Annotated in this window: 22 protein-coding genes; 12 read left to right on the plus strand and 10 right to left on the minus strand. The window is 40.5% G+C overall.

Features of this window, described 5'->3' with window-relative positions:
- Positions 1-51 precede the first annotated feature (51 nt).
- Positions 52-741 (minus strand): 4'-phosphopantetheinyl transferase, encoded by a 690-nt coding sequence (locus NDQ71_RS22335; protein WP_192540207.1) that lies wholly within the window; start codon positions 739-741, stop codon positions 52-54.
- A 464-nt stretch (positions 742-1,205) separates the two neighbouring features.
- Here NDQ71_RS22335 and NDQ71_RS22340 point away from each other — a divergent pair, with 464 nt between their 5' ends.
- The 4 genes from NDQ71_RS22340 (at position 1,206) to NDQ71_RS22355 (ending at position 4,384) form a co-directional block, all read left to right on the plus strand.
- Positions 1,206-2,117, plus strand: a complete 912-nt coding sequence (locus tag NDQ71_RS22340) for a diguanylate cyclase (protein WP_192540209.1) — start codon at positions 1,206-1,208, stop codon at positions 2,115-2,117.
- Positions 2,118-2,282: 165 nt separating this feature from the next.
- Positions 2,283-2,645: a MerR family transcriptional regulator gene (locus NDQ71_RS22345; protein ID WP_192540210.1), complete on the plus strand. Its 363-nt coding sequence runs from the start codon at positions 2,283-2,285 to the stop codon at positions 2,643-2,645.
- A gap of 38 nt (positions 2,646-2,683) precedes the next feature.
- Positions 2,684-3,241: an NAD(P)H-dependent oxidoreductase gene (locus NDQ71_RS22350; protein WP_192540211.1), complete on the plus strand. Its 558-nt coding sequence runs from the start codon at positions 2,684-2,686 to the stop codon at positions 3,239-3,241.
- Between the two features lie 156 nt (positions 3,242-3,397).
- Positions 3,398-4,384, plus strand: a complete 987-nt coding sequence (locus tag NDQ71_RS22355) for a WD40 repeat domain-containing protein (protein WP_192540212.1) — start codon at positions 3,398-3,400, stop codon at positions 4,382-4,384.
- Between the two features lie 58 nt (positions 4,385-4,442).
- On the opposite strand, the gene NDQ71_RS22360 is transcribed toward NDQ71_RS22355, so the two are convergent.
- The 5 genes from NDQ71_RS22360 to NDQ71_RS22380 are packed head-to-tail and all read right to left on the minus strand — an operon-like array spanning position 4,443 to position 9,510.
- On the minus strand, positions 4,443-5,300 hold the full coding sequence (locus tag NDQ71_RS22360) for an aminotransferase class IV (RefSeq protein WP_192540213.1): 858 nt from the start codon (positions 5,298-5,300) through the stop codon (positions 4,443-4,445).
- The gene (locus NDQ71_RS22365) at positions 5,297-6,163 is read right to left on the minus strand and encodes a glutamate cyclase domain-containing protein (protein ID WP_301562774.1); all 867 of its coding nucleotides are present in this window, start codon (positions 6,161-6,163) and stop codon (positions 5,297-5,299) included. The genes NDQ71_RS22360 and NDQ71_RS22365 overlap by 4 nt, the downstream gene beginning before the upstream one ends.
- Positions 6,148-6,879, minus strand: coding sequence for a 5-oxoprolinase subunit PxpA (locus NDQ71_RS22370; RefSeq protein ID WP_192540188.1), 732 nt, complete (start codon positions 6,877-6,879; stop codon positions 6,148-6,150). Before NDQ71_RS22370 ends, NDQ71_RS22365 begins: the two co-directional genes overlap by 16 nt.
- 12 nt (positions 6,880-6,891) lie before the next feature.
- A complete protein-coding gene (locus tag NDQ71_RS22375) occupies positions 6,892-7,689 on the minus strand; it encodes a putative hydro-lyase (RefSeq protein WP_192540189.1) in 798 nt (265 codons plus the stop codon).
- Positions 7,690-7,704: 15 nt separating this feature from the next.
- Positions 7,705-9,510, minus strand: coding sequence for a glycoside hydrolase family 3 protein (locus NDQ71_RS22380; protein ID WP_283709303.1), 1,806 nt, complete (start codon positions 9,508-9,510; stop codon positions 7,705-7,707).
- A 372-nt stretch (positions 9,511-9,882) separates the two neighbouring features.
- Between NDQ71_RS22380 and NDQ71_RS22385 the strand changes: the two genes are divergently transcribed.
- On the plus strand, positions 9,883-10,881 hold the full coding sequence (locus NDQ71_RS22385; protein ID WP_301562775.1) for an FAD-binding oxidoreductase: 999 nt from the start codon (positions 9,883-9,885) through the stop codon (positions 10,879-10,881).
- On the plus strand, positions 10,833-12,755 hold the full coding sequence (locus NDQ71_RS22390) for an FAD-binding and (Fe-S)-binding domain-containing protein (protein ID WP_301562776.1): 1,923 nt from the start codon (positions 10,833-10,835) through the stop codon (positions 12,753-12,755). Before NDQ71_RS22385 ends, NDQ71_RS22390 begins: the two co-directional genes overlap by 49 nt.
- 6 nt (positions 12,756-12,761) lie before the next feature.
- On the opposite strand, the gene NDQ71_RS22395 is transcribed toward NDQ71_RS22390, so the two are convergent.
- Positions 12,762-13,952: an acyltransferase family protein gene (locus tag NDQ71_RS22395; RefSeq protein ID WP_301562777.1), complete on the minus strand. Its 1,191-nt coding sequence runs from the start codon at positions 13,950-13,952 to the stop codon at positions 12,762-12,764.
- Between the two features lie 129 nt (positions 13,953-14,081).
- Here NDQ71_RS22395 and NDQ71_RS22400 point away from each other — a divergent pair, with 129 nt between their 5' ends.
- From NDQ71_RS22400 to NDQ71_RS22410, 3 genes are all read left to right on the plus strand, one after another.
- Positions 14,082-14,531: an energy transducer TonB gene (locus NDQ71_RS22400; protein ID WP_283708837.1), complete on the plus strand. Its 450-nt coding sequence runs from the start codon at positions 14,082-14,084 to the stop codon at positions 14,529-14,531.
- A gap of 134 nt (positions 14,532-14,665) precedes the next feature.
- Positions 14,666-16,264 (plus strand): sensor domain-containing diguanylate cyclase, encoded by a 1,599-nt coding sequence (locus NDQ71_RS22405; RefSeq protein WP_347177761.1) that lies wholly within the window; start codon positions 14,666-14,668, stop codon positions 16,262-16,264.
- Positions 16,265-16,385: 121 nt separating this feature from the next.
- Positions 16,386-17,099 carry a M15 family metallopeptidase gene (locus NDQ71_RS22410; RefSeq protein WP_301562778.1) on the plus strand — a complete coding sequence of 238 codons (714 nt, stop codon included), beginning with the start codon at positions 16,386-16,388 and terminating at the stop codon, positions 17,097-17,099.
- Here NDQ71_RS22410 and NDQ71_RS22415 read toward each other — a convergent pair whose 3' ends face one another.
- On the minus strand, positions 17,100-17,597 hold the full coding sequence (locus NDQ71_RS22415; RefSeq protein WP_283708839.1) for a hypothetical protein: 498 nt from the start codon (positions 17,595-17,597) through the stop codon (positions 17,100-17,102).
- Positions 17,598-17,720: 123 nt separating this feature from the next.
- Here NDQ71_RS22415 and NDQ71_RS22420 point away from each other — a divergent pair, with 123 nt between their 5' ends.
- The gene (locus tag NDQ71_RS22420) at positions 17,721-21,728 is read left to right on the plus strand and encodes a rhombosortase-dependent M36 family metallopeptidase (protein ID WP_301562779.1); all 4,008 of its coding nucleotides are present in this window, start codon (positions 17,721-17,723) and stop codon (positions 21,726-21,728) included.
- Between the two features lie 72 nt (positions 21,729-21,800).
- Here NDQ71_RS22420 and NDQ71_RS22425 read toward each other — a convergent pair whose 3' ends face one another.
- Complete coding sequence (locus NDQ71_RS22425; RefSeq protein WP_064664765.1) at positions 21,801-23,972, minus strand: M3 family metallopeptidase; 2,172 nt, start codon at positions 23,970-23,972, stop codon at positions 21,801-21,803.
- Between the two features lie 493 nt (positions 23,973-24,465).
- Between NDQ71_RS22425 and NDQ71_RS22430 the strand changes: the two genes are divergently transcribed.
- Positions 24,466-24,675, plus strand: a complete 210-nt coding sequence (locus tag NDQ71_RS22430) for a cold-shock protein (protein ID WP_016706454.1) — start codon at positions 24,466-24,468, stop codon at positions 24,673-24,675.
- A gap of 112 nt (positions 24,676-24,787) precedes the next feature.
- The gene (locus NDQ71_RS22435) at positions 24,788-25,543 is read left to right on the plus strand and encodes an ABC transporter substrate-binding protein (RefSeq protein WP_301562780.1); all 756 of its coding nucleotides are present in this window, start codon (positions 24,788-24,790) and stop codon (positions 25,541-25,543) included.
- Positions 25,544-25,564: 21 nt separating this feature from the next.
- Here NDQ71_RS22435 and NDQ71_RS22440 read toward each other — a convergent pair whose 3' ends face one another.
- Positions 25,565-26,281 carry an ABC transporter substrate-binding protein gene (locus tag NDQ71_RS22440; protein WP_301562781.1) on the minus strand — a complete coding sequence of 239 codons (717 nt, stop codon included), beginning with the start codon at positions 26,279-26,281 and terminating at the stop codon, positions 25,565-25,567.
- Between the last annotated feature and the right edge of the window lie 111 nt (positions 26,282-26,392).

Genomic DNA, 26,392 nt, shown 5'->3' on the forward strand with positions numbered 1-26,392 from the left:
AAAACTTAATATTTAATTGTTGAGGTAGAAAAAAGAGCAGAATGGCTGAGTTCACAAAGGCGTTTTAAATTCGCACTCAGTGAGTACTTGCTCGTTGTTACATTGATAAAAAACGGTTAAACAAGTGTCTTGCGGCACTTGCTCTGAGAGTGTTTGGGTTATTTTAAATTGCAGTTGTTGTTTATTAAAAGCAATAAGCTGGGCGGCTTCAAAACCAAAAAATTGTTTAACGTTTGGGTATAATGCTTTAAAAATACTTTCTTTTGCAGAAAAAATCACGGTTAATGGGTGTGTTATTTGTGTGGCTAATCGTTGAAACTGAACAAGTTCATCAGGGCGCAAAATTTGTTGTTGTAGTTCTTGCTCTTGCTGGGCACTCATTAGCTGCTCTATATCGATACCGATCCCCGCAATACCGCTACTGTCAGATGCCATTGCCATTGCTGTATTTTGGCTATGGGTAATGCTGCCCACTATTTTATTAGGCCAGATAGGAGCACGATCTGCTGCGCTTATTAGTTCAAAATTATAGATATTAAGGGCCGCCAGTACGCGTTTAGCGCACACTCTGCCAGCTAAATATTCGGCTTTACGTTTAGCAACGGCTGTTTCTAATTGTTTAGGAAAGGGGATTTGATAGCGATTATAGTCATCACCTAAAAAGTTCTCAGTCTCAAATTTACAGCAATATGATTTATGAGTAAGCAAAGGTGTTAGCTGTGTGCATTGGTGAATAGTCATAAAATAATTAGTGATGTTCGGCTTATTAAAGTATTGATAGTACTATAATTGTGCAATGGGGAATATAATTTTTAATTAACAGACTGGCCAGCATACTCTGGCTAAATTTAATCACTTACTTTACACAATGATTGCTATAGCTGCTTCAAGCCCGGCCTAAGTAGATGCTTTTTATGTAAAAGCAATTGAACTTGGCGCTACAGACGAAGGGGCGACTAGTCCACGTGGAATACCGGGATTTTATGCCGGTTATTTCCGCGATTTAGACGGTAATAAACTCAATGTGTTTTGCTTTACTCGTTAGGAATATTCAACTTGCTGCGAGTGTGAAAAATGAATACTTTTGTAATTTCGCCGATAGTGTATGCTAGATCAAAGAATAATCAAAAATATCATGACTTAGGTTACTTAACTTGAGTGGGCTTGTGCTAAGTAGGTGAGCTAAAGTAGTAAGAGTGCAGTAAATGACAAATGTAGAAAGTGAAATAGCTCAAAGCCTTACAAAATCTAAAGTATTGATTGTTGATGATCAGCAGTTAAATATTTCACTTTTAGAGAAAGTACTTTCCTCTCATTACAACACCACGGCTGTTACTAGTGGTGAACAAGCAATTAAGCATTGCGAAATCGATATCCCAGATTTAATTTTACTTGATATCGCAATGGAGGGAATTAATGGTATTGAAACGTGTAAACGGCTTAAAACCAATCCTGATTTAAAAGACGTTCCGGTTATTTTTATAACTTCGTTCGAACAACATGAAGACGTATGTTGGCAAGTTGGTGGTGTTGATTTTATTAATAAGCCTATTAATGCTAAAACTGTTTTTAATCGTGTTAAAGTCCACCTTACGCTTAAGTTACAACGTGATAAACTACTTGAAATGGTGTTTTTAGATAGTTTAACGCAGGTCTATAACCGCCGATATTTTGATTCTCACCTTATACAAACACAATTGAGTGCTATACGTGAGGTGAGTGATTATGCCCTTATATTTATCGACATTGATTATTTTAAACAATTTAATGATATTTATGGTCATGTAGTCGGCGATAAAGCCCTTCAAAGCGTAGCCAATTGTATTCAAGATACTCTTAAAAGGCCGTGTGATTTTGTATCACGTTATGGCGGTGAAGAATTTGCGGTGATTTTACCATTCACTGATTTATCAGGTGCTGTACTGGTTGCACAAAAAATTGTACAAAGTGTTGCTGCGCTAAATATTGAACATGATCATTCAGCATTTGATGTATTAACGGTAAGTGCTGGAGTTGCTACTTTTCGCAGCCTAAGTGGGCAAGATGAAATTATAAAAAAAGCTGATGAAAAGCTCTATATCTCTAAGCAAACAGGGCGTAATAAACTCACCTTTTAGCCGTGTTAACTCTGGTTTTTCACCAGATAATCACTTTTATTGTTACATAAAACTTCGCCCTTTTGGCAAGTGGTTTAGTTTTTCACCGCTAAAGACTAAATAGGCTTCTCACATTCCGCCATCTACATTATTATTCAATAACTTCAACCCACCCAAGGAAGAACTATGTATATTAGTGAAATGGCAAAGCGCAGCGGAGCGTCAATTAAAGCTGTTAGGCATTATGAAGAGATTGGTTTGTTGACAAACATAGCGCGCCAAGGCCGATACCGAGTTTACACTAAAGCGGATGTTGAGTTTGTAACCTTGATCAAACGAGCTCAGTTATTAGGGCTTAGTTTAACTCAGCTTAAACAGTTAAAAGTTGCACGCCATGATCTTAAATGGCCTGCTGTATTGGCTCTACTAGAGGACAAACAACAGCAAGTATTGAATGATATTGCTGCACTGAAAAAGCAAAAAGAGTTGCTAGATTTTTATCACATGGATATAAAAAACTGTTTGAATAACCTTGACTCTACCCCTTAGGGGAGAGGGTATGCTACTGCTTTTAAAGGAGTAGAAGTATGAATAAACGTGTATTGGTTATCGACGCCAACCCTAAGTCTGGCAGCTTTTGCGCATCACTAGCGACAATCTATCAACAAAGTAGTGAAAGTGAAGTACAAGTTGTATCACTCAGTGCGATGCATTTTGACCCTAATTTAAGCCATGGCTATGACCAGCTACAGTCACTTGAACCCGATTTAGTCTCGTTTCAAGCTCAAGTTGAGTGGGCTGAACATATTGTGTTGTTTATTCCTATTTGGTGGGGTGGGCTACCTGCAAAATTTAAAGGCTTGATTGACCGCACGTTTTTACCCGGATTTGCCTTTGAGTATCACCCAAATAAAACCATCCCAGAGAAATTATTAACAGGCCGCACAGCGCAGCTTATATTGACCTTAGATACGCCACCTTGGTATTACCGGATATTCCAAGGTGCCCCCGCTACCAAGCAACTAAAACACACAATTTTAGGTTTTTGTGGAATTAAGTTAACAGCAACTAAGTATATTGGCCCTATTATTAGTTCCTCGCAAGAGCAACGCACTAGCTGGTTAAATAAGCTTGCTGGGAAATAGTGAACGGGTATAAAGCGCTAACTTAAATTAAATTTAATAAAAAACAAATAGGTACGCACCTTAATCGGATAGAAACTGTAACCAGAAAGTGAGAAGATAGTTACCTCAATAGTTAAGCATTATAAGTGCTAAAAATAATAAGATGAGGGAATATCAGTGCGTACTAATTTTTTAAAATCCATTATAACAACAGGTTTGATGATTAACTTGGCGGGCTGTTTTGGTGATACCGTGTTTGAAGCTGCACCTTTGAGTGAGTTTCGCCACACTAATGAACCTGTATTATCAGCTGCACTTACTGTTGATGGTTCTATGAGTATCGTTGCTGAGCAAGGCAAGGTGTGTTTATGGGATAATAAAACAAATCAGCTAAAATTTAAGTGCCTTGTTGGCGACGATGCTAAACACATTGAATTAGTTGGTTTTAGTAAAGACAAAAGCAAATATTTCATTTCTAATCGTACCTCTGTGCATATGTTTTCAGCCACCACAGGTCAACTAGTGGGTAGTTGGGCGACAGGGAAAAATATTGCTCGTGATATCGCAGTCTCTGCTGATGCAAGCACTATTCTTATTGGCTATCGCTCTGGTGAAGCGCAAGTGATAAACACTCAAACATCAGTCTCTAAATTACTAAAAATTCACCGCTTAGATATTAACTCTGTGGCTCTATCTGATGATGGAACAACAGCCTTAACTGGCTCAAGTGATAAATTTGCCTACGTTTGGACAACTAACGACGGTAAAATTACGCAGCGTTTTAAATCCACAACACGCATTAATCACGTTGCTATGAATAGCAATGCAAGCATTGGGTTTTCTATCGATTCTGTGGATGATCGGCAATTTTTAGATTTAAAAACAGCTGAAGAACGAGCTGAACTAAATATTATGGCCAATTTTATCGAGTTTAATGACTCGCTATTTATTAATGATGATAAATGGTTTTTAACAGGGTTGCCAAAAAGTACTTTGTATTTATGGCGTGTTGCCGATGGCCAGCAGCTAGCAGAGTATAAGGCGGCAAAGCTACGTTTGCGCAGCTCCGTCTTGGCGGTAGCCTATGATAAAAATAGCAAAAGTATTATGACTGAAACCAGTGATGGCGTGCTTGAAGTTTGGCCTTATGAACCGCCCAAGTAGTGTAAGTAGGCCGTGTTGAATTAACAAACACGGCTTTTAAAATTAACGCTAAGTGCTATTAGTAATCAAATTTATGTTTGGTAAATAAACTTTGTACTTGTTGCCATACTTTGCCCGGTTTCCCGTCACCGACAAGTTTACCATTTACTTTTACCACAGCGCCGACTTCTTTGGTTGCGCTCGTAATCCACACTTCATCGGCGTCAAGCAGTTCTGTTTTACTAATAACACGTTGTTGTACTTTAAAATCACTATGACTATGTAGAATATTTAAAATTAACCAACGTGTTATACCCGGTAAAATTTGGTTATCTAGTGGTGGGGTACTAATGACCCCCTCTTTAACTATAAATACATTACTTGAACTTGCTTCGGTTATTTCATCTATCCGGTTATACAAAATAGTCTCTTTATTGCCAGCGGCAGCACCTTGTTGATAATGAATGACATTGCCAAGTAGCGCGGTTGATTTGATGTGACAACGCTGCCAACGCTTATCTTGTTCTAACGAAACGGTATAAGTTGTGGCGTGTTCAATGTCGCTGACGGGTTGAGGAGGAATTTCAAATACATACGCAAACACGGTTGGTGTTATATCTGTGGGGTAAGCATGAGCGCGTTTGGTATCGGCCCCTCGGCTGACGTGTAAATAAATACCTAAATTATCACCGTGATTTTTTTCACACAGCTGTTGGCAAATTTCACGCCATTTATCAGTGCTGTAACCGAGCTTAATTTCAATTTCATTAAGGCCGTTATTCATCCGCTCGATATGCGCATTAAAGCCCAGCATTTTACCTTGATAAGCAGGTATGACTTCATAAATACCATCACCAAATAAAAACCCGCGATCCATTGGTGAAATTTTCGCGTCTGCTGCTGCTAGGTAATCACCATTTAGGTAAACCGTGCTCATGGATAATCCTCATTCTCTATAAAGCCGCCGAGTTGGCGCAGTCGTGTTATTAATTGCTGGCCGTGCATAGCGTGTAAGCCATCTTCGGTTAGCTCGTTCTTGTGGGTAACGCCATCAACGCTACCACGGTCACTTAAATATTGTAAAATTGCTAAGGTATTGATATTGGCAAGTAAGTCTTGGTGATACCAGCGGCTTAAAAAAGCGATAATGCCGTACGCTGCCCAGTTAGATACATCAGCAAGTAATAGCTCATCGCAGCACGTTAAGCTTGGCCTAATACTCAGCTCAGTCATGTATTGAGCAACATTACCCATACCTATTTCGTTACCACCATCGCCAATAGCAATGGTTGGACAAGCCGCTTGCGAGATAAAAAAGTCAAAGCAGCCACAATAGGCAGATATATCTATGCCGCGCATATTGTAGTATTTATTCCCATGGCATAACCCTGGGCGCTCGATTGACAGTACGCAGTCTGGCTTCAAATTTGCCAACGCCGCTTGGCTGAATGACAGCGCCTCAGTGAAGTTATTAAGTGGTAACTCAAAGCAATTAAAGTCATTATTAAGGGCACTGTAAAGGGGGTTGCCACATACCAATATGGGGTTTTTACCAAGTGCTTGCAATGCATTGTATAAAGCAATAGCACCAACTGGGCCGTCGGTTTCAAAGGTTTGTTTTACCGCAAAACCGGTGCCAATCAGTATCGTGTTTTTTGCATCAAATAATGACTTTGCGGCGCGCAGGTAAGTGCCTGTTTGCTGATGCGCATAGAGGTTTTGCATGCCGCGAAGATTTTGTTCGACCATCATGATTTCAATGGCTTGGCTTAACTGCACATCACTTAATTGGTGTGACATAGTGCTTTGATCTCTTCGATAAGGGCGATACCAGCGGCGTTATCGCCATGTACGCATAAACTATCAGCATGCAATGGTAATTGCTTACCAGAGCGAGTAGTCACACAACCTGTAGCGAGTAACTGTTTTACTTGTGCAATCAATGCGGGCTTATCGTGGACACTGCCAACCATGCTTCGAGAAACGAGCAAGCCTTCATCTGTGTATTGACGATCAGCAAACGCTTCTAAAATTAGTTCTATCTGGTATTGCTTCGCCAATTGTTGATGCTGCTCAGCGTTAGCAGTAGCAAGTATCATCAATTTTAATTTGCTTGGATAACTGGCTACTGCTTGCATTACAGTGGTCAGTATCGTTTCATCAACCATCATATCGTTGTATAAAGCACCATGTGGTTTTACGTATTCCAAGCTTAGACCTTGCACTCTTGCCATGCCTTCAATAGCGGCTATTTGGTAATGCAGGCAGTTGCTTAGCTCTTGTGGCGTTAACACCATCGAGCGACGGCCAAAACCTTGTTTATCAGGGTAGCTTGGATGAGCGCCAATCATTACCTTATGTTGTTTGGCAAGCGCTAAGGTGTTGGCCATTACATCACTATCACCGCCATGAAAACCACAGGCAATATTGGCCATATCAATATGTGGCATGACCTCATCATCGAGGCCCATTTGCCATGCGCCAAAGCTTTCACCTAAATCACAATTGAGCTTCATTATTATTTCCGTTTAAAAAGCCGAAATATGGGCATTTTGAATATCGGTGATCAACATATGGCCTGGGCTATGAGTGATACAAAAATCAGGTGCGGCATTCGCTATCGCTATTTGCGGGGTAACACCACAAGCCCAAAATACCGGCACTTCGCCTTCTTTAATAGTGACAGACTCACCAAAGTTAGGGCGGTAAATATCTTTAATGCCGATTGCAGCAGGATCACCAAAGTGCACGGGTGCTCCGTGTACATCAGGAAAGCGACTACAAATTTGAATTGCACGAATCGCATCCGCAGGTTTCATTGGTCGCATACTCACTACCATGTTTGCATGGAATATACCGGCAGTTTCACACGGAATATTAGTCATGTACATAGGCACATTTTTGTTCTCAGTAATATTGCGTATTTCGATCCCGGCAGCTTTGAGTGGTTCTTCAAATGAGAATGAGCAGCCAATTAAAAAAGTAACTAAATCATCGCGCCATTGCTCTTTGATATTAGTGACTTCTTCAATTAATTGGCCATTTTTAAAAATCCGATAGCGAGGTAAATCAGTACGAATATCCAAGTCATGAGCGACATTAGGAATACTCGTTGCTCCCGCTAAACGGCTCGTTGCAACAATCGGGCATGACTTTTTATTTGCTTGGCAAAATTGTAAAAAGTCCAACGCATACTTCTGGGGTAAAATCACTAAATTAGCCTGCACAAAACCAGGCACAAACCCTGAAGTGTGACCTGTGTAATCTTCATTACGGATCATATTTCGAATAGCGTAAGGCGTTGTAAGTGATGCGTTATGTTGCATAGTATCCTCTTGAACTTAGTTGTTGTTAATGCCGTTTACGGTAACAGGTAAAGTACCCTGTGCTGGGTTTTCCCCAACTAGTACTTTTGCAAGAGCTGTAAAAGCTGGTCCTGCTACTTTAACACTATTATCTACATCTATGTTATACGCATAAGTTGCTAAAATTGCATCAGCATATTGGCCAAATGTGGCAATATCATAAGGGGCCCGCAGGCTCACAAAAACAGTTTTCTTATTAGCCAACTGTGCTTGCTGAAGTAGCTTTTCAAGTGCCGGGCCCTGTTCTGCTTTAGCAATTGCGAAGCTCGGGTTGTCTGATAGATCATCCATACCGCCAACCTCAACCGCACTTTGATTAGGAGACGCATTACCCGCGATGATGACATCCGCTTCGTTAAGCGCTTTTAGCGTTGCAATAGGTTCAAAGCCTTGCAAGCTGGTGCAGCTAAATGAAACTTGTTGCTGTGTATGCTCCTGCATTGCCTGCTGTAACGCGATACACTTTCGGGTATCAGGCATAATGATATGTACTTTAGTATTGGCGCTGAGTTTAATTGGTAAAGTGCTTTTGTCATTTTTAACTTCAGTAATGGCAGCAAGTGCTAACTCTGCTTCTACTTTACGATGACTTTCATCACCTAAAATCAGCTGTGCTTTTTGCATAGCTAAGGATTCGTTAAGCTCAGTTGTTAATTTAAACTTACTTTTTAAATTAATGATGCGCTGCGCCGATGTAGCGACTTCGTCGGCGTTTAAATTGCCTTTTTTTACTTCGCTGACTAAGCGAGTGATCAGTTGGTCAAGCACCGCTAAATCTTTAGGGCTACGAATTTCAATCGGCATTAATGCAATATCAACACCCGCGGCAAAAGTATTTACAACTGCCTCGATAGGTTCAAAAAAGTGGCTAATACCAGCCATATCGAGTGCATCGGTGATCACCACACCTTGATAGCCCATTTCATCGCGCAATAATTCGCTGATGATTTTATGTGACATAGTGGCGGGTTTGATCATGGTTTTGCCATCTTTACTAACAAACGTACTGCTATCAAGCGCTGGGTATTGAATATGCGCAGTCATGATCATGCCAGGGTTTTGTTCTTTAATAATACGTTGAAATGGCGGTAAATCTTTAGCCCAAATGGTTTCTTTGTCATGCATAACCTTTGGTAAGCCAGTGTGACTATCAACATTGGTATCGCCATGACCTGGAAAATGCTTTAACGAGGTAATCACACCGTTGCCTTCAAAACCTGCAACTTGTGCACCACCTAAAATGCTTACTAGAGTTGGATCTTCGCCGTATGAACGTACATTGATCACCGGGTTATCAGGGTTCATATTAACATCAACAGTCGGTGCGTAGTTAACATTAACCCCCACAGCTTTTAGCTCATCGGCAATCACTTGTGCCGACTGTGTCGCAAACTTAGTGCCGTGCACTTTATAACTAGCACCGATTGACATATTGCCAGTAAATGAGGTCGCTACATCGCGAGGAATACGGGCGACACGACCGCCTTCTTGGTCAATTGAGATAAATAACGGCGCACCTAAGCTTGATTTTGCCGCCGCTTGTTGCATGGCATTGTTTAATTTAACGATTTGCGAAATGTTTTCAATATTCTCGGCAAATAAAATAACGCCACCAATATTATGTTTGGTGATCACTTTGGCTAAATCTGCTGGTAATTCAGTCACTGCCTTGCGACATTTTTGCTCTGAATCTTGCTCACAATAATAACGAAAATCGAGCATTAGCTTTTGACCAAGCTGTTGCTCAAGGGTTAAATTTGTCGCTGCAAAGGTCGATTTCATTGGTAATAAACACCCTAATCCAAAGAGAATTGATGATATGGCAAACTTATTTAACACAGTAGGCTCCAAAGCTGAATTGCTTATTTTAATTGTGAATATTTTATTCCTGATGTTAATGCCATTTTGGACTAAAATACAACATATTTCTATCACATTAACGGTTTTTTTTCTGAACTGCAAAAACCACCGATGAATCACGTGGTTGCCTTAATACTACATAAATATTAAGTCTTAATAGCTATTTAGATGAAAAAAATTAATATGATATAGGTTTTTATTGATAGTAATTCACCTTTGTTTCAAGTAATAATATATTCCATAAAGATTGGTAGGTCGCCAATCAAGTTAACGACATCACCAAGGGGCAAAATAATGGCAACAGCACTGACACTTTTTCAACAACAACTTAGTGATAAGCTGCCTGCCTCAGCGTTTATTGAAGATTACGCTAGGCGCTATGCGTTTGGCACCGATGCCAGTTTTTACCGTTTAGTGCCCCAGTTAATAGTACTGGTCGCTGATCAGCAACAAGCACAACAAGTTATTAGTGCTGCTGCTACGTATAAAGTAGCGATCACTTTTCGCGCGGCTGGCACTAGCTTATCTGGGCAAGCGATTACTGACTCAGTGTTAGTATTACTTGCTGATTCATGGTCAGGCTATGAAATTGAAAACCAAGGCCACAGTATTCGCTTAGAGCCTGCTATTATTGGTGCCCGTGTTAATCAGTTACTGGCGCCTTTTGGTCGTAAAATTGGCCCTGATCCAGCCTCAATCAATAGTTGCAAAATTGCCGGTATGGCGGCAAACAACTCATCCGGTATGTGTTGTGGGGTTGCACAAAATAGTTATCACACTGTAAAGGACATGACCTTAATCTTCGCTGACGGCTCAGTACTAGATACCCGCTCAGAGCAAAGTTGTGCTGAATTTTTACAAACTCATTCGTTATTTATTAAAGACCTAACTGAACTTGCCCAACAAGTTGCTAGTAATACTCAGTTAGCGCAGCGTATTGCGCATAAATACCGGTTAAAAAATACTACCGGTTATGGCTTAAATGCGTTACTCGATTACACAGACCCAATTGAAATTATTAAACATTTAATGATTGGCTCGGAAGGTACACTCGGATTCATCGCCGATATTACCTATCATACGGTGGTTGAGCATGCCCATAAAAGCACTGCGTTTATTATTTTTGACGATATAAGCCAAGTGTGTGAGCTAGTAAAACAATTGGCAAACTTGGAGGTCGCCGCAGTTGAGTTACTAGATAAACGTTCACTGATATCGGTGGCACATCATGACATCATGACATTATGCCCAAAGACGTACACAGTTACCCTGAGGATAGCGCGGCGCTACTGATTGAAGTTCGCGCAGAAGATGCAGTTAAGCTCGCTGGTTTACAACAACAAGTTGATAGATTGGTGGCTAAATTTAGTAGCCATCAATTAGCAACAATGGCGTTTTCAACGGATGTAAAACGCAACGCGCTATTGTGGAATATTCGTAAAGGCACCTTTCCTGCGGTAGGGGCTGTACGTGAAAATGGTACTACCGTGATCATCGAAGATGTGGCGTTTGAACTGGACGTTTTAGCCCAAGGCGTGCAGGCACTGCACCAGCTATTTGATAAGTACAGCTACGATGAAGCGATTATTTTTGGTCATGCGCTAGCGGGTAATTTACATTTTGTGTTTACTCAAGCCTTTGATACTCCTGAGCAAGTAGCGCGTTATGAGCAATTTATGCAAGATGTTTCGCAGCTGGTAGCGGTAGAGCTGAATGGTTCATTAAAAGCCGAGCATGGCACAGGGCGTAATATGGCACCGTTTGTGGCCACGGAGTGGGGAGCTGATGGTTTTGCGGTGATGCAGCGTATTAAACAGCTATTTGATGAAGATAATATCTTAAACCCAGGGGTGATCATCAATGCAGATGAAAATTGCCATATTCAAAATCTTAAATCCATGCCCAGCAGCGACGACATCATCGACAAATGTATAGAGTGTGGTTTTTGCGAAACTGTTTGCCCCTCAAAAGGGCTTACGCTCACTCCACGCCAGCGGATAACTTTGTGGCGACGTCGCACTGAGTTAGTTAATACATTAGCTATAACTGACGAGCTAAGTGTTAAACAGCAACTTAATCGGCAATTAAAAAGTATTGAAAATGACTTTCAGTATTTAGGCATCGATAGCTGCGCGGCGACCGGATTATGTGGCATGAAGTGCCCGGTTGGGATCAATACAGGCGAATTTATTAAGTCATTACGAACACAGCAATTACGCGATAATAAAACAGCCCGTTACGCGGCTAATTTTGCGGTAAAACACTTTGCAGCAGTTGCCAGCACGGCACGGTTTGGCTTAACCAGTTTGGCCGTTATACGTAATATTATTGGTGCGCCTATGCTGCGCAGTTTAAGCAAACCTGCTAATAAGTTGCTTGGCACGCCGCTTTATTACTCCGCGTGGCCGCGAGGGGAGCAGCCAATTAATCGTAAACAGCAGCAGTTACCGCAACTAGATAAAGTGGTGTACTTACCAAGCTGTGCCAGTCGCGTTTTTGCCCCAGATGAAAGCGCGGCGGATAAACGTTCAATCATGCAAATCATGCACAGTTTAACGAGTAAAGCGGGGATTGAATTATTATTACCAGAGCAAGCCAACGAACTATGTTGTGGAATGCCATTTGCGAGTAAAGGCTTACCCCAGCAAGCAACTAGCAAGGGGGAGCAGTTACTCGCTATTGCAGAGCAGTTGTCTGAAAATGGCCGTTATCCGGTTGTTTTTGACGCTAGCCCATGCGCGCTAACCACGACCTCAGCGGCGCAACAACGCGGGCTAACTGTGCTGGAAAGTGCCGAATTTGCGTATCAGTATTTATTGCCTAAATTAACACTCACAGCACAATCAGAACCGGTAATGCTGCATGTCACGTGCAGCAGTAAACGCCGTGGCAGCGAGCAACAATTGGTGGATCTAGCAAAAGCGTGTTGCAGTGAGGTGATTATTCCAGCCGATATTGAATGCTGCGGTTTTGCCGGTGATAAAGGTTTTAACTTACCAGAGCTTAATGCTAACGCGTTAAAAACCTTGCGCAGCCAAGTGCCTAACAATTGCAGCTCGGGGATTTCTAATAGTCGCAGTTGTGAAATTGGTTTAACACAACACAGCGGCATTAATTATCAATCCGTGTTGTATTTACTTGATAAAGTGAGCTCAAAAGCCTGTTGATGAGGCTTAAACTTTCCAAAAAATACGGCGTTTATAGCAAGCATACATCACTGCATAAGAGAGTAATAAAAATAATACTGAGAAAGCAAATGAGCCCATGTAATTTCCTAATAGTGGTTGCAGGGCTTTGCTAAAAATAACCCCTTTTAAGCTCGTTTCTCCAACAGGGATCATAATTAAAATACGGGCAACTACCCCAGCAAACATAAAAAATAAAATCGCATTAGCACCAAACACTAAAAAAGGTGCGCACCATAAGCGAACTTTACGAATATCGAGAATATAGCTACACAGTGCATAGCACAACATCGCGAGTCCTGAGCTGATCATTACATAGCTTGGCGTCCATAGCGCTTTATTTATTGGTGTTACAAATGAAAGTAAGCACCCGCAAACAATGCTTGTAATAGCCACTATGGTAAATATTTTGACTTGTTTGCCAAGGTTTTTTTCAGTACTTATATAGTATCCGCATAATACCCCTGATAACGCCGTTGCTATGGCTGGTAAGGTTGAGAGTAGACCTTCAGGATCAAACGGCAAAGGCTCAGCATTGGCATAGTAAACATGTTGTGCGCCAAGTAGTAAATTATCGAGCCAAGCGCTGAGATTATTACTATGTAACCACAGCCCTTTAACGATTTCGCCGTTAGGCAATGAATAGGGCATATATACCATTAATGTGCCGTACCCGATTAATAAGTTAACAAAGGTGAGTGCAATATACCTTGGTTTTATATAAAGGTAACAAGCTAAGGCAACGAGATAAACTAGACCGATGCGTTGTAAAACGCCCATGATCCTAATACCTGCTAAACGTTCATCTAGCCAGCTGAAATTAGGGTCGCGAAAATTGTAGTAAAACAGGGCTAAAAACCAACCTAATGCAATTAGCTTTAGCGTGCGTATTACGCCAGCTCTGAGTATGCTTCGCTTGGTAATTTCTTTGGCCTGCATGGCATTAACCGATAGCGTGATCGACATCCCAACAATAAAAATAAAAAATGGGAAAATTAAATCAGTGGGTGTGAGGCCATGCCAATCAGCATGTTTAAGCGGCCAGTATAGATATAACCAACTTCCTGGGTTATTAACTAAAATCATCGTCGCGATAGTCAGCCCTCGCATCACGTCTAAGGCGAGCAACCGATGACTGGGTAATTGCTGTAATATTTTTTGGCAGTGAACAGACAGCATAATTATTTTTATTTCATTTAAATTGGATTCATTATAATAAATTATTCCTGAAAGGGAAGTCGTAAATCAATCGCTTTTAGCTAAAAACTCCTGTACCTTATATGTGGTTTTTTAAATTAAGGATTGATAATGGTTACTAAATACTCACTTGGCGGCATGACTTTGCTTATGTTAAGCACAATGACGATGGCAAAAACGACTTATGCTGATGTACAAATTAGTCACTTAAAGCCATCAAAAGAGCAGATGATATGGATACGCGAAAATCCAAATACGCCTAAATATCCATTAACACTTGCAAAAGCTGGCGTGCGCGGATGTGCCGTTTATAGTTTTGATATTACGGGAGAGGGTGATATCGAAAATATTGAATTGATGTCAGCAATACCAGGTAAAACATTGTCAAAAGAAGCTAAGAAATTGCTAAATAGTTGGCATTGGCAAGTTGCTAACAACAAGCAAGCAGCGCTTGAACATAAAGTTATTCGGCTAGATTTTTGTATTGGGGGCGACACTATTGAGCAAGCCCAGCAGCAATGTATTGCTCAGTCTCAATTGGCTTGCAGCGCAAACGGTTAGTATAAATACACTGTTAACTTGTGCTAAATCAAGTTTAGAGCAAATTGAATTGGAGCTGGTGAAAGTAACTTGCTAGTATAGGTTGTTTAGATAATCGCCAAGGAAATACAAGGCCAGCATAGAGTAGACCTATTTTGCGAAGCCTTATTAATATCAACCTTGATTTAAAAAAATTAATCTTGTTTTTAGCTATTTCAGTGACGATGATCACCTTTTTAAATAGCTTTTATTCCAGCTACCAAGTACAAAAGCAGCAACTGCAATCCCAGACCTTAAAAAATCATAATGCGTATGCGGCTAAACTCGTCTCTGCAACGGATCGGTTTTTATTGGCATCGCAACAGCAACTCGCTTATTCAGCAAAAGTCCTTGCGACTGAATTTAATGATGCAAACACGCTCGAACAAGAGGCGCAGCGACTTAGGTTGCAAACTGATAGCTTTAACTCAACGGTGATCGTCGATAAAAATGGCGTGGTATTAGGACTTTCGCCATTGAGTCTAAAGATAAAAGGGCAACTATTAGAAAGTGATGGTGCAAAACAAGCGTTGGCGTATAAAAAACCAATGATCAGTGAGCCTTATATTTCTGTCACCGGCAACCTCATAATATTTATTTCGCATCCTATATTTAACCTTCAAAATGAATACCTTGGCTATATAGGAGGGACCTTATATCTCAAGCAAAAAGGAATTTTACATGACTTACTGCAAGTACATTTTCATAAAGACGGTTCATATATTTATGTAGTTGATAAAAGTAGACGCTTACTTTATCACCCAGATGTTTCTCGGGTCGGTGAGCAAGTTTTTAACAATCCAGTGATCGAAGCGGTGCTAAGAGGTGAAAGTGGCACTAGGCAGTTAACCAATAGTCAAAACATAGTGATGTTGGCAGGTTATGCACCATTAAAAAGTGCTTCTTGGGGCATTGTTACGCAACGACCATTAGACGCTACATTTGCGCCATTAGACGATTTAATGATGAATGTTTTATATCGAACTCTGCCGGTCGGATTGGCAACCTTTGTGTTTATTTGGGTGTTAGCTCGGTTAATTGCAAAGCCTTTACGGCAACTAGCAGAAACCGCAAAAACACTTGATAACCCGTCTACATCGCAGCAGTTAAAACAAGTACGCTCTTGGTATTATGAAAGCTCTGAACTGCGTTTAGCGATGCTAAAAGGGGTTGGTTTATTACAAAACCAGATTGGTTTATTAAAACATGAAGCACAAACAGATCCCCTTACAGGCTTGCATAATCGACGTAGTCTGGAGCTCATGTTAGAGCAACTCACTTTACAGCAAACGCCATTCACTGTGCTTGCTATCGATATTGATTTTTTTAAACGTGTGAATGATGAATTTGGCCATGATATTGGTGATATTGTTTTACAGTCGTTGGCTAAAATTGTTGTTGATGTAACCCGTGAAAATGATTTTGTTGCACGTACGGGGGGTGAAGAGTTTATTGTTATATTACCTAATATTAACGCCAAATCAGCTTATTTACTCGCGGAACGACTACGTATGCGGGTATCAGAAACAATCATCGAACCAGTAGGAAGTATCAACATATCGATAGGTATTTCTGGCTGGCCACTGATGCAATTAAGTGTTGAAGATATACTCAAACAGGCGGATCAGGCTTTATACAAAGCGAAAAAAACGGGTCGTAATCGGTGTATTATTGATTCTCAGCTTATCCAATCTGAGTTTGTCGAACAGCAATAATATGCTGATAGAGTATTCCGCTGATTTTATTTTTATGTCAAGTTCCATGGAATAATTTATTGGCAATGGTTTTTAATTATGCAATATTAATAGCCTGTTTTTAATATTCAAAGTCACAACTATGTTGTTAAATATCAGTTTTAAATTAATCTCACTGCTGGGTGTTGGTACGTTTAGTTGTGCGGCAATTGCCAGCGAAGCTAACAATACAAATGTTGACCCAGCTCAAAGCCATCGCAGTGAGTTTGTTGATGTGGCAACCTTAATACCGACCGCATTATTTGATATCCGCTACTTTAGCGAGCGGAACTTTGTCGGTGAACCAATTGCAGGTTATAACGCGCCTAAATGCTTACTCCATAAAACAGCAGCTGCAGCGCTGCTAAAAGCACACTCTCAGGCGGAGCAGGCTGGCTACAATTTTAAGATTTACGATTGCTATCGTCCGCAACGTGCGGTAGATCACTTTGTCCGTTGGGTGAATGATGAAAACGACACCAAAACCAAAGCGGCTTATTATCCTAATCTAGGAAAAGATCAGTTGCTAGGCGGTTATATTGCTGCCAAGTCTGGTCATAGTCGTGGTTCAACCATTGACTTAACATTAACCGATCCACAAGGACAAGCGCTAAATATGGGCTCGTTATTTGACATGTTCGATACTATTTCAAATACTGACGACCCACGTATTACCGAAGAGCAAAAAGCGAATCGTTATAAACTTAAAAATATTATGATGGCTGCAGGGTTTTCGCCTTACTCTATGGAGTGGTGGCACTTTACCTATAAACCGCAAGCATACCCTGATACTTACTTTAATTTTGTGGTGAAATGATTAAAACTGCTCTTCTATAGGTGAATAGTTAACAGCGATTTCAACACTTTCAGTTGATGTAAATTGTTTTAAATCACTCGTTGTTAATTCTAAGTCGATACTTTTATCAACTATAAAACGATAAGTATGCTTTGTAATTCTTTTTAAATCGTAGGTATTTTTAAGTTCCAATGGCATCTTATCGTCTTTCAAAGTGATATAAACTGTCCCAGTCACAACTCCTTTCTCATTGGTTGCATGATTATAAACCACAGTACCTTTAACTAATTTATCTGCCTTATAGCTAATTTTATCTCCATTATTATTGATAGATTTGCTTACTAATTGCTTTTCAACTGAATCACTTTGTTTTATTGAAGAATTAAGCGTCTGCTGTTTGTTTATTGCGCTTGAGTTGATTGTATCATCACCAGTAGTTAAGGGCTGTTCGTTTTTTTTGCATCCCCCCATTAACGCAATTGAAATTATAACTATTTGTAATTTATGCTTATTATTCATTTTAACTCGCTTTTCTTTACTTTCATTTACATTTTTATGTGTTTTTTGTTAATGCTATACGGTACTTTAACTTTGGTTATGATTGTTAACCGAAATTAAAAATATAACAACAGGGAATCAATAATGTCTCAATTTAAGGTAACAGCTGTTGCTACAATAGTCACTGCTATTTTGGCTTCGACTCAAATTCAAGCGAGTGAACAAGTTCGATTTTATAATGCGCCAAGTGTCGGCTCTCAAGTGCAGTTTAATCCTAAAGTGACACAGCAACGAGCATTAGCAGAACGAAGAACTATCTCGGGGCATAATTCAATTTTTGATGCTCAGCTTGGCAAGGCCACTTTTCTTTGGCAAGCTGTAGGTCAAGCAAAACCTAATATGTCAGTTGTTTTACCTGAGCAACGCAATGCTTATGCAGCAGATTATTATCTAAATGCATTAACAGGCGTTAGTACTGCTAAAAGAGGTATTGCAAATGCGGTATTGACCGACTTGTCAGAACAAAAACTTGGTTCTATAACTGCTAAATATAAACAACAAGTACATGGTGTGGAAGTATTTAACCGCGAATATAACCTTATCATGGATAAGGAGCATAACTTAGTTGCAGGATCTGGTTACTTCGCTAATACCAGCTTACATGCTAGTCGCTCATTAGCACCATTAGCTGGTTTTGTTGGAGCTGAACAAAGCATTTTGCAAGCGATTAAAGAGCTTGCAGATATCAATGTATCTCTTACAAAATCAGCGGAACAAGGCGATTACGTTAAATATAATGTAATGAATCAAAGCGGTGATAAAGTAGTACTAGGTCAACCACGTGCCAAAAAAGTATTTTTTGAAGTAAATGGTAAGCTTGAATCAGCTTATTATGTTGAGGTTGAAGTCGCTAATAAAAACAGTTTAGAAAGTGACTATTTCAGCTATGTTATTGGTGCTCAAAACAGCAAAGTCTATTTCAAAAAAGACTTAAAAGCACATGCGGCTGATTTTAACTATCGTGTCTGGGCTGATGCTGATGGTTACCCGTGGGAAGGACCTCATGGGGATGTGATCCCTGCCGATGGGCCAGATCAAATAGATGAAACTGAAATTCTTGATGCTCCTTTGGTTAGTCTTTCTTATTACAGTAAGTTAAGCACAATGGACCCATGGCTTGCTGATGACGCTACCACTACATCTGGTAATAACGTATTTGCATACGCAGATGTCATTGCTCCACAGGGCTTCACTGAAGGTGACTTCACTGCTGAAACAACCTCTGATTTTACATTTGATTACCCATATCAAGTTGATCAAGTAGCTAATAGCTACGACAACCGTAAAGCTGCAATTGTTAACTTATTCTACATGAACAACTTTCTGCATGACTTCTTTTACGACCACGGTTTTGATGAAACTTCGAATGTAGCTCAGCTTTCTAACTATGAGCGTGGTGGTGTTGAAGGTGATCCAATTGAGGCACAGGCGCAAGATAATAGCGGTTTAAATAACGCAAATATGTCAACTCCAGCTGATGGCGCAAGTCCGCGTATGCAAATGTATTTATACAATAGTAAAGATGCAAAGGTTGGTATTGATTTTGGCGTAGTAGTTACTTCTGATGAAGGTATTGGCCTTCTTAATTCTTCGAAAGTATCTGGCTTTGGTCAAGCCCAGTTTTCAGATATTACAGCTGAAGTTGTAAGGCTAGTTGATAGTAATGATATTGATTCAGGGAGCGTTTTCGATGGTTGTGAGCCTGCAACGAATGGCGCAGAGTTATCTGGAAAAATTGCTTTAGTTGATCGTGGCTCGTGTAATTTCACTGCAAAAGTTTTGCATGCACAAGAAGCGGGTGCAATTGGTGCTATTGTCGTAAATAATGATCCAGACTCCGCCGAGCCCGCTCCTATGGGGGGAGAAGATGATGCCGTGTTAATTCCTAACATGGGTCTGAACTTCGTTGATGGACATATGATGTATGACTCTATCGATGCAGGTAACACTGTTACAGTTAATATGTTCAATAATGCGAAATTAAAAGATGGCACACTTGATAACGGTATTATTGCTCACGAGTGGGGTCATTATATTAGCAACCGTTTAGTGGGTAACTCTGCTGGCCTAATTAACTTCCAAGGCCGTGCTATGGGTGAAGGCTGGGGTGATTTCCATTCACTTATGTTTATTGCCAAAGCAGACGACATAAACATTGCAGGTAATGACAAGTTCCAAAAAGCATATGGTAGCGGTACCTTTGTAGAAGACTTCTACTATGGTATTCGTCGTGTTCCTTACTCTACAAATAAAGAAGTTAACCCGCTATCATTCCGCCACATTACTCAAAATGCCGGTGAGGATGTGGGCATTTCTCCAACTAGTGTTGAATCACCTCATGCTGCAGGTGAAATTTGGGCAACGATGCTTTGGGAAAGTTATGTTGCATTAATCAATGAACATGGTTTCGAAGAAGCGCAAAATCGCATGGCTAATTACCTTGTTGCGGGTTATAAACTCACACCAATTGCACCTTTATATACAGAAGCACGCGATGCAATATTGGCAGCAGCCTACGCTGTAGATAGCAAAGACTATGAGCTAATTTTAGGCGCATTTGCGAAACGTGGTATGGGCTTAGGTGCGGTTGCACCAGATCGCTTTAGTGAAGATTTAACGGGAGTTGTAGAGTCGGACAAGATGGAACTAGCGAGCTTTAACCTAAAAGATGTTGCTGTAGATGCAAGTTACAACGGTGTAGAGCTCGGTTTTTGTTCAAATGACGGTATCGTCGATAAGGGTGAAACAGCTACATTGACTGTGAGTATTACAAACACTGGTAGTAAAATGCTTACGGGTACACAAGCTCAATTGACTGTAGTCAGCGATCATGATGTAACATTTGAAAATGACGGCTTAGTCACATTTGCCGATACAATGCCATTTGCAACCGCAACGAGCTCGCCAATTGAATTCACATTAAATGAGTCAGGTACAGCCGAGAGCCTAAAGATAGAAGTTTCATTTCCTGAGCTATCAGCAGATGATGAAGTTGTTGAAGCGCAAAGCGAAACATTTACTTATACGGTCAACATGGACTTTGAAGAGAAGCAGCCTGTAAGCGCTAAAACGATTGATGATATGGAAGTTGCTACTACGTCACTGTTTGATCTACAAGAAAATGTAATGACTGGCGGTGATTTAGCCAAAGGTACACAGAGTATGGCGGCTGATGATAATGTTGCCTTCTTCAATAGCTTTGGTTTTGGTCTTGGTGAGCAAACTATGTTCATACAAAACAATGATTTTGAATCAGACGTAGCTGTAGAAACAAAAGCATTCGATATTGGTTTCTCTGGTAACTTTGAAGTGTCATTCTGGCATTTTTATCTAATTGAAAATGAATGGGATGGTGGTGTTGTTGAAATTAGTGTTAACGGTGGTAATTGGGTTGATGTTACTGAAATGGGCGGTACATTTAATCGCGGTTATGATGGCCCGTTAATTGAGAACGACTCACAAGCCATTCAAGAGCGAGATACGTTTACTGGTAATAACATCGACGAGAATGGTGTGTACGGCAACTACGAAACAATTAATTTTGGCAGTGAATTAAATGGTAACAGAGCTAAGTTACGTTTCCGTCTTTCATCTGATGGCGCTGTAAGTGAGTTTGGGTGGTGGATAGACAACCTTACATTTAGTAATGTAACAACACCTATTTTCACTTCTCTAATTGCTGGAGACTCAGTTGCGTGTGATAACGCAGCACCTATTGTAACAATTACTGGTGAAACGAGTGTTACTGAATCTGCTACGAGTACTTTAACTGCAGTTGTTACTGATAGAAATAAAGATGAACTTACTTATTCTTGGACACAAGTGAGTGGTACATCAGCAACTATCTCTAATACAGATACTGCTGTTATGAGCTTTACTCCTGGCACAACCACAAGTGACGAAGATGTTGTATTTGAAGTTACGGTAAGTGATGGTCAAGCATCAGTTACTGAGCAAGTAACTGTTGCTGTGAGCAACGAGGCTGAACCTGTAGTTGAACAGCCGCAGTCTAAATCAAGTAGTGGTAGTTTCGGCTTCTTGATGTTATTGCTAACTCCATTTGCATTACTAGGTCGTCGCCGTAAGCGTTAATCTAAACAGTTTACAGTGATAAAAAAAAGCCCTTGTAGTTCGCTACAAGGGCTTTTTTATTAATTTAGATTGCTACTGAACTGTTGCTTTTAAACCACGGCGTTTTAATAACGCAGAGGTGTCAGGCTCTTGTCCACGGAACGCTTTATACGACTCCATTAGGTCACGTGAGTTACCAACCTCTAAGATTTCTTTACGGTATTTATCACCCATTTCACGGCTTAAACCACCTTGCTCTTGTACGAAAGCAAAGGCATCCGCCGCTAGAATTTCACTCCACATGTATGCATAGTAGCCCGCTGAGTAACCGCCACCCATTGAGTGAGAGAAGAATGCAGACTTATAACGTGGTGGTATAAATGGCACGTTTACACCGTGTTTTGTTAAAGCTTGTTGCTCGAACTTCTCGATATCTTGTAATGGCGCATCTGCAGAGAGTGAGTGCCATTCCATATCTAAAAGTGCAGCTGCAACGTACTCTAAGGTATCGTAGCCTTGGTTGAAGCTACGCGATTGAATGACTTTAGTCAGTAACTCATCAGGAATTGGCTCACCTGTCTCATGATGTTTCGCATAGTTTGCGATAACTTCAGGGTGCATAGCCCAATCTTCTTCAAACGTTGATGGGAACTCAACGAAGTCACGAGACACCGACGTGCCCGATAACGTTGGGTACTTCACTTTAGAGAGCATGCCATGTAGGCCGTGACCTAACTCGTGGAAGATAGTAGTCGCTTCATCATAACTAATAAGCGTTGGCTCACCTTTAGCGCCTTTTTGGATGTTCATGACATTCACAACTACCGGCTTTTGCTCTTTTAAGCCAGATTGTTTTACAAACGAGCTCATCCATGCACCACCACGTTTACCTTCACGGGCAAAATAATCCGCAAAGAAAATCGCCAGACTAGTACCATCAGCATCAAATAACTCATACGCTTTAACATCTGGGTGATAAACTGGAATGTCAGTGCGTGGTTTGAAAGTAATGCCGTATAAGCGGTTCATTGTGAAGAATACACCGTCTTCAAGCACACGGTTAAACTCAAAGTACTCTTTTACTGCATTTTCGTCTAGGTTGTACTTATCTGTGCGCACTTGCTCTGCATAGAACAACCAATCCCAAGGCTGTAGCTTAAATTGCTCGCCAGAGGCATCGATTTTTGCTTGGATAGTCGCAGCTTCGGCATTCACGTTTTGCATTAATGCTGGGATCATGCTGGCAAACATATCAAATACAGCTTCTGGTTTTTTCGCCATTTGTGACTCTAAACCAAACGCTGCCCAGCTGTCGTAACCCAGTAATTTGGCTTTTTGAGCGCGTAACTGAGCAAGCTCAGCCACAATTTCGCGGTTATTATTTTCGCCAGATAGTGCACGCTCTGCAGATGCGCGCCATATTTTTTCACGTAGCTCACGGTTTTTAAGCGTAGCTAAAATAGGTTGACGGGTGGTGTTAGTGATTTTGATCAGGTACTGACCAGGGTGACCCGCTTGTGTTGCTGCATTGGCAAGTTGTTCAATTTGACCCGCAGGTAAACCATCAAGTTGGGCTTTATCTGCAACGAGCACAACATTACTTTTAGTCAGTGCTAATAAGTTTTGCGAGAACTGTGTTGTTAAGCTTGAGTGTTTGGTATTGATATCACGAATTTGCTGTTTTTGTTGATCGTTTAATTGCGCACCAGCGCGTACAAAGCGTTTGTAGTAAACGTCTAACAAGCGTGTTTCTTCAGGGCTAAGTGTCAGTGTTTCTGACTCTGCGTGGAGCGCGGCCACTTTATCAAATAATGCTTTATTTAAGAAAATGTTATCGTTGTGTGCGGCCATTTTAGGCGCGAGCTCTTTTTGTATTTCACGACGCGTTTGGTTTGAGTCACTGCCAGCAAGGTTATAAAAAATGCTGCGAGTGCGGGTTAATAACTCACCACTTTGTTCAAGCGCAACAATGGTATTTGTAAAATCAGGCTTTGCAGGGTTGTTGATGATCGTCTGCACTTCAGCCATTTGCTCCGTCATGCCTTTATTAAACGCAGGCAAGAAGTGCTCGTCTTTAATGGCATTGAAGTCAGGTGTTTCGTACTGTAATGCGCTTTTTACGAACAGTGGATTAGCTGGCTGTACTTCAGCGGCTGTTGTTGCTTGCTCAGTTTGAGTATTGTTATTGGTTGTTGTTTGAGGTTCAGAACAGGCCGTTAATAATAACGCTGAACTGATCGCGGTTGCGAGTAATAAATGTTTCATTGTTTTTCTCTTGTCATTTTTAAAAATTAAATTATGCCGATAGTGCCGTGAGCGCTCTGAAATCATCTAGATTGCTTGCTGTCCTATACTGAAATTGTATAAAAGGTGCTAGCAAAGCGAACTGAGACAGAGCAAATGCCTCTCGATAGTTAGTCCCCGAGCATACTGTGAATAGCGACAAATGACCTCATCCGTTGCGATAAGGCGATTACAGGCTGCGATAAGTGGTGAGATTTCACAAAAAATCGCCATGCTTTTTATTACTTTTAACATTTAATCTAATTTAAATAAACCACAAAGTGATTGACATAGCTAATTAACTCTATATAGTGGGCCGCAGCTAGAAAGAAAGCATGAAAGCTATAAATCTCCATTTCGATGTTGTATAAGTAATACTTGTAGTACCGTCCTGAAGTTTTTAAAGTACCATCTCATTTTTTGCTACACCCGCTCATATGAGCAATTTATTTTATTTTTATATCAGGATATTACTATGTCTAACATCGTATCAGGTACAGTTAAGTGGTTCAACGAGTCTAAAGGTTTTGGTTTCATTGAGCAAGAAAATGGCCCAGACGTATTCGCTCATTTCTCAGCAATCAAAAGCGAAGGTTTCAAAACTTTAGCTGAAGGCCAACGTGTAGAGTTCACTCTTTCACAAGGTCAAAAAGGTCCACAAGCTGAGAACATCACTCCAGTTTAATTTTACCTTCTAGGTAAAATAAGAAAAGCAAGCTACGGCTTGCTTTTTTGTGTCTGAAAATTGACGTAACTTCGCCTTCCACCTATATTTATCTATTATAAATTCCTCTGTAGTGAGACGAGTTATCTTCCGACCTATTTTTCTCGTATTTAGTTTTATTTTTGCGGCTTTTTGCAGCGCGAAACCATTAATTACTATTTATACTGAGCAGTTTCCACCCTATAACTTCTCCAATAAAGGGCAGCTACAAGGGATCAATTTAGATATCACTCGTACTTTGTGTGAACGTGCGCAAGTGGAGTGTAAGTTTGAACTACTACCTTGGACACGCGCCTACAACTTAGTGCAAAAAAATTCGCTCTCAGGTTTAGTTTCGACTGCGCGTACAGCGGAGCGTGAAGAGTTGTTTTATTGGGTTGGCCCATTAGTTTCGTCCCGAACTTTTTTTTACCGTCTTACGAGTAATGATCACATTAACCCAACCAACCTTAGTGAAGTAAGTGCTTATACATTAGGAGTTGTTAGAGGTAATATCTATGCAGAGTTAGTGGAGGGGATTGGCTTTGAAAAAGATAAAAACCTTCTAAAAGTGTCTCATCACTATGAATATATGAACTTATTTTTTAAAAACAAAATTGATTTAATACTAGGTTCTGAATTAACGCTAGATTATCAATTACAGCAATTTGGCCACGGTGGTAAAGAAGTTGTGAAACTTGTAGAGCTGCCAGTTGACGCTGTCAAAGGCAATTACTTAGTGTTTAATAAAGCAGTGCCACTTGAGGTTGTTGAACGTTTTAACCACCAACTACAGCTACTCAAAGAGCAAGATAATTTAGCTACCTACCGTAACCGCTATATGAAATAAGCTAGTTAGCTAGAGTTCAGGTTAGTTATTATTAATCAGCTGCTGGTATTGCGGGGTGTTTTTGACTTTAACAAAAGCCTGACGTAACGCCTTTACCACTTTCTCATCGGTATTAATGTTTGCAGCTAGATAACCGTCCCCCGTCAATCCCTCAATGGCATGAACAAATGCCAGCGTATCAGCATTGATAGCTAATTCCTCGCTCATTGCGGCAATATAGTTGGCATCATCAATCACAAGGTCAACTTTTTTTGCCAGTAATAACTGATATGACTTTTGAATATCTGTGGTCATGAGAAGTTCGAAACCGCGCTTTTCCAACACTTCTGAGGCTAGGTCGTGGCGTTGTACTGCAATCTTATATTGTTTAGCTTGGTCAGTGCTATTAAAGTTTATATCACTACGCTCTGTAAGCTTTACAAAGCCCATTTTAAACTGTGCGACTGGGCCTATCCAATGAAATAGTGCTTCGCGCTTTGGCGTGCGCGCCATACTATAAATGAGCGTGTTGCTGTTATGACTTGCCATCTTATATGCCCGTGCCCAAGGGTACATGCTGATTGGTGCATTGAGCTGCGCTTCTGATATTATCATTTTTACTAATTCAGTGCTGTAGCCAGTTACCTGATTATTTAATAACATTTGATTCGGCGGTGACAGCTCGGTGACAACGGTTAAATTTGGCTGTGCAACACTATGAATACTGATGATGAGTAGAAAGCTAATCAATAGTCGCATTTATTTACCCAAATTAGAACAAGAATACTAAGTATAACAATAGCAAAGAAAAGGTTGATGAAACTAATAAAAATTTTGCGTTAAAACGATAAAAGGGCCTTGCGGCCCTTG

The sequence above is a fragment of the Pseudoalteromonas sp. KG3 genome, from assembly GCF_030436385.1.
Taxonomy (GTDB): domain Bacteria; phylum Pseudomonadota; class Gammaproteobacteria; order Enterobacterales; family Alteromonadaceae; genus Pseudoalteromonas; species Pseudoalteromonas prydzensis.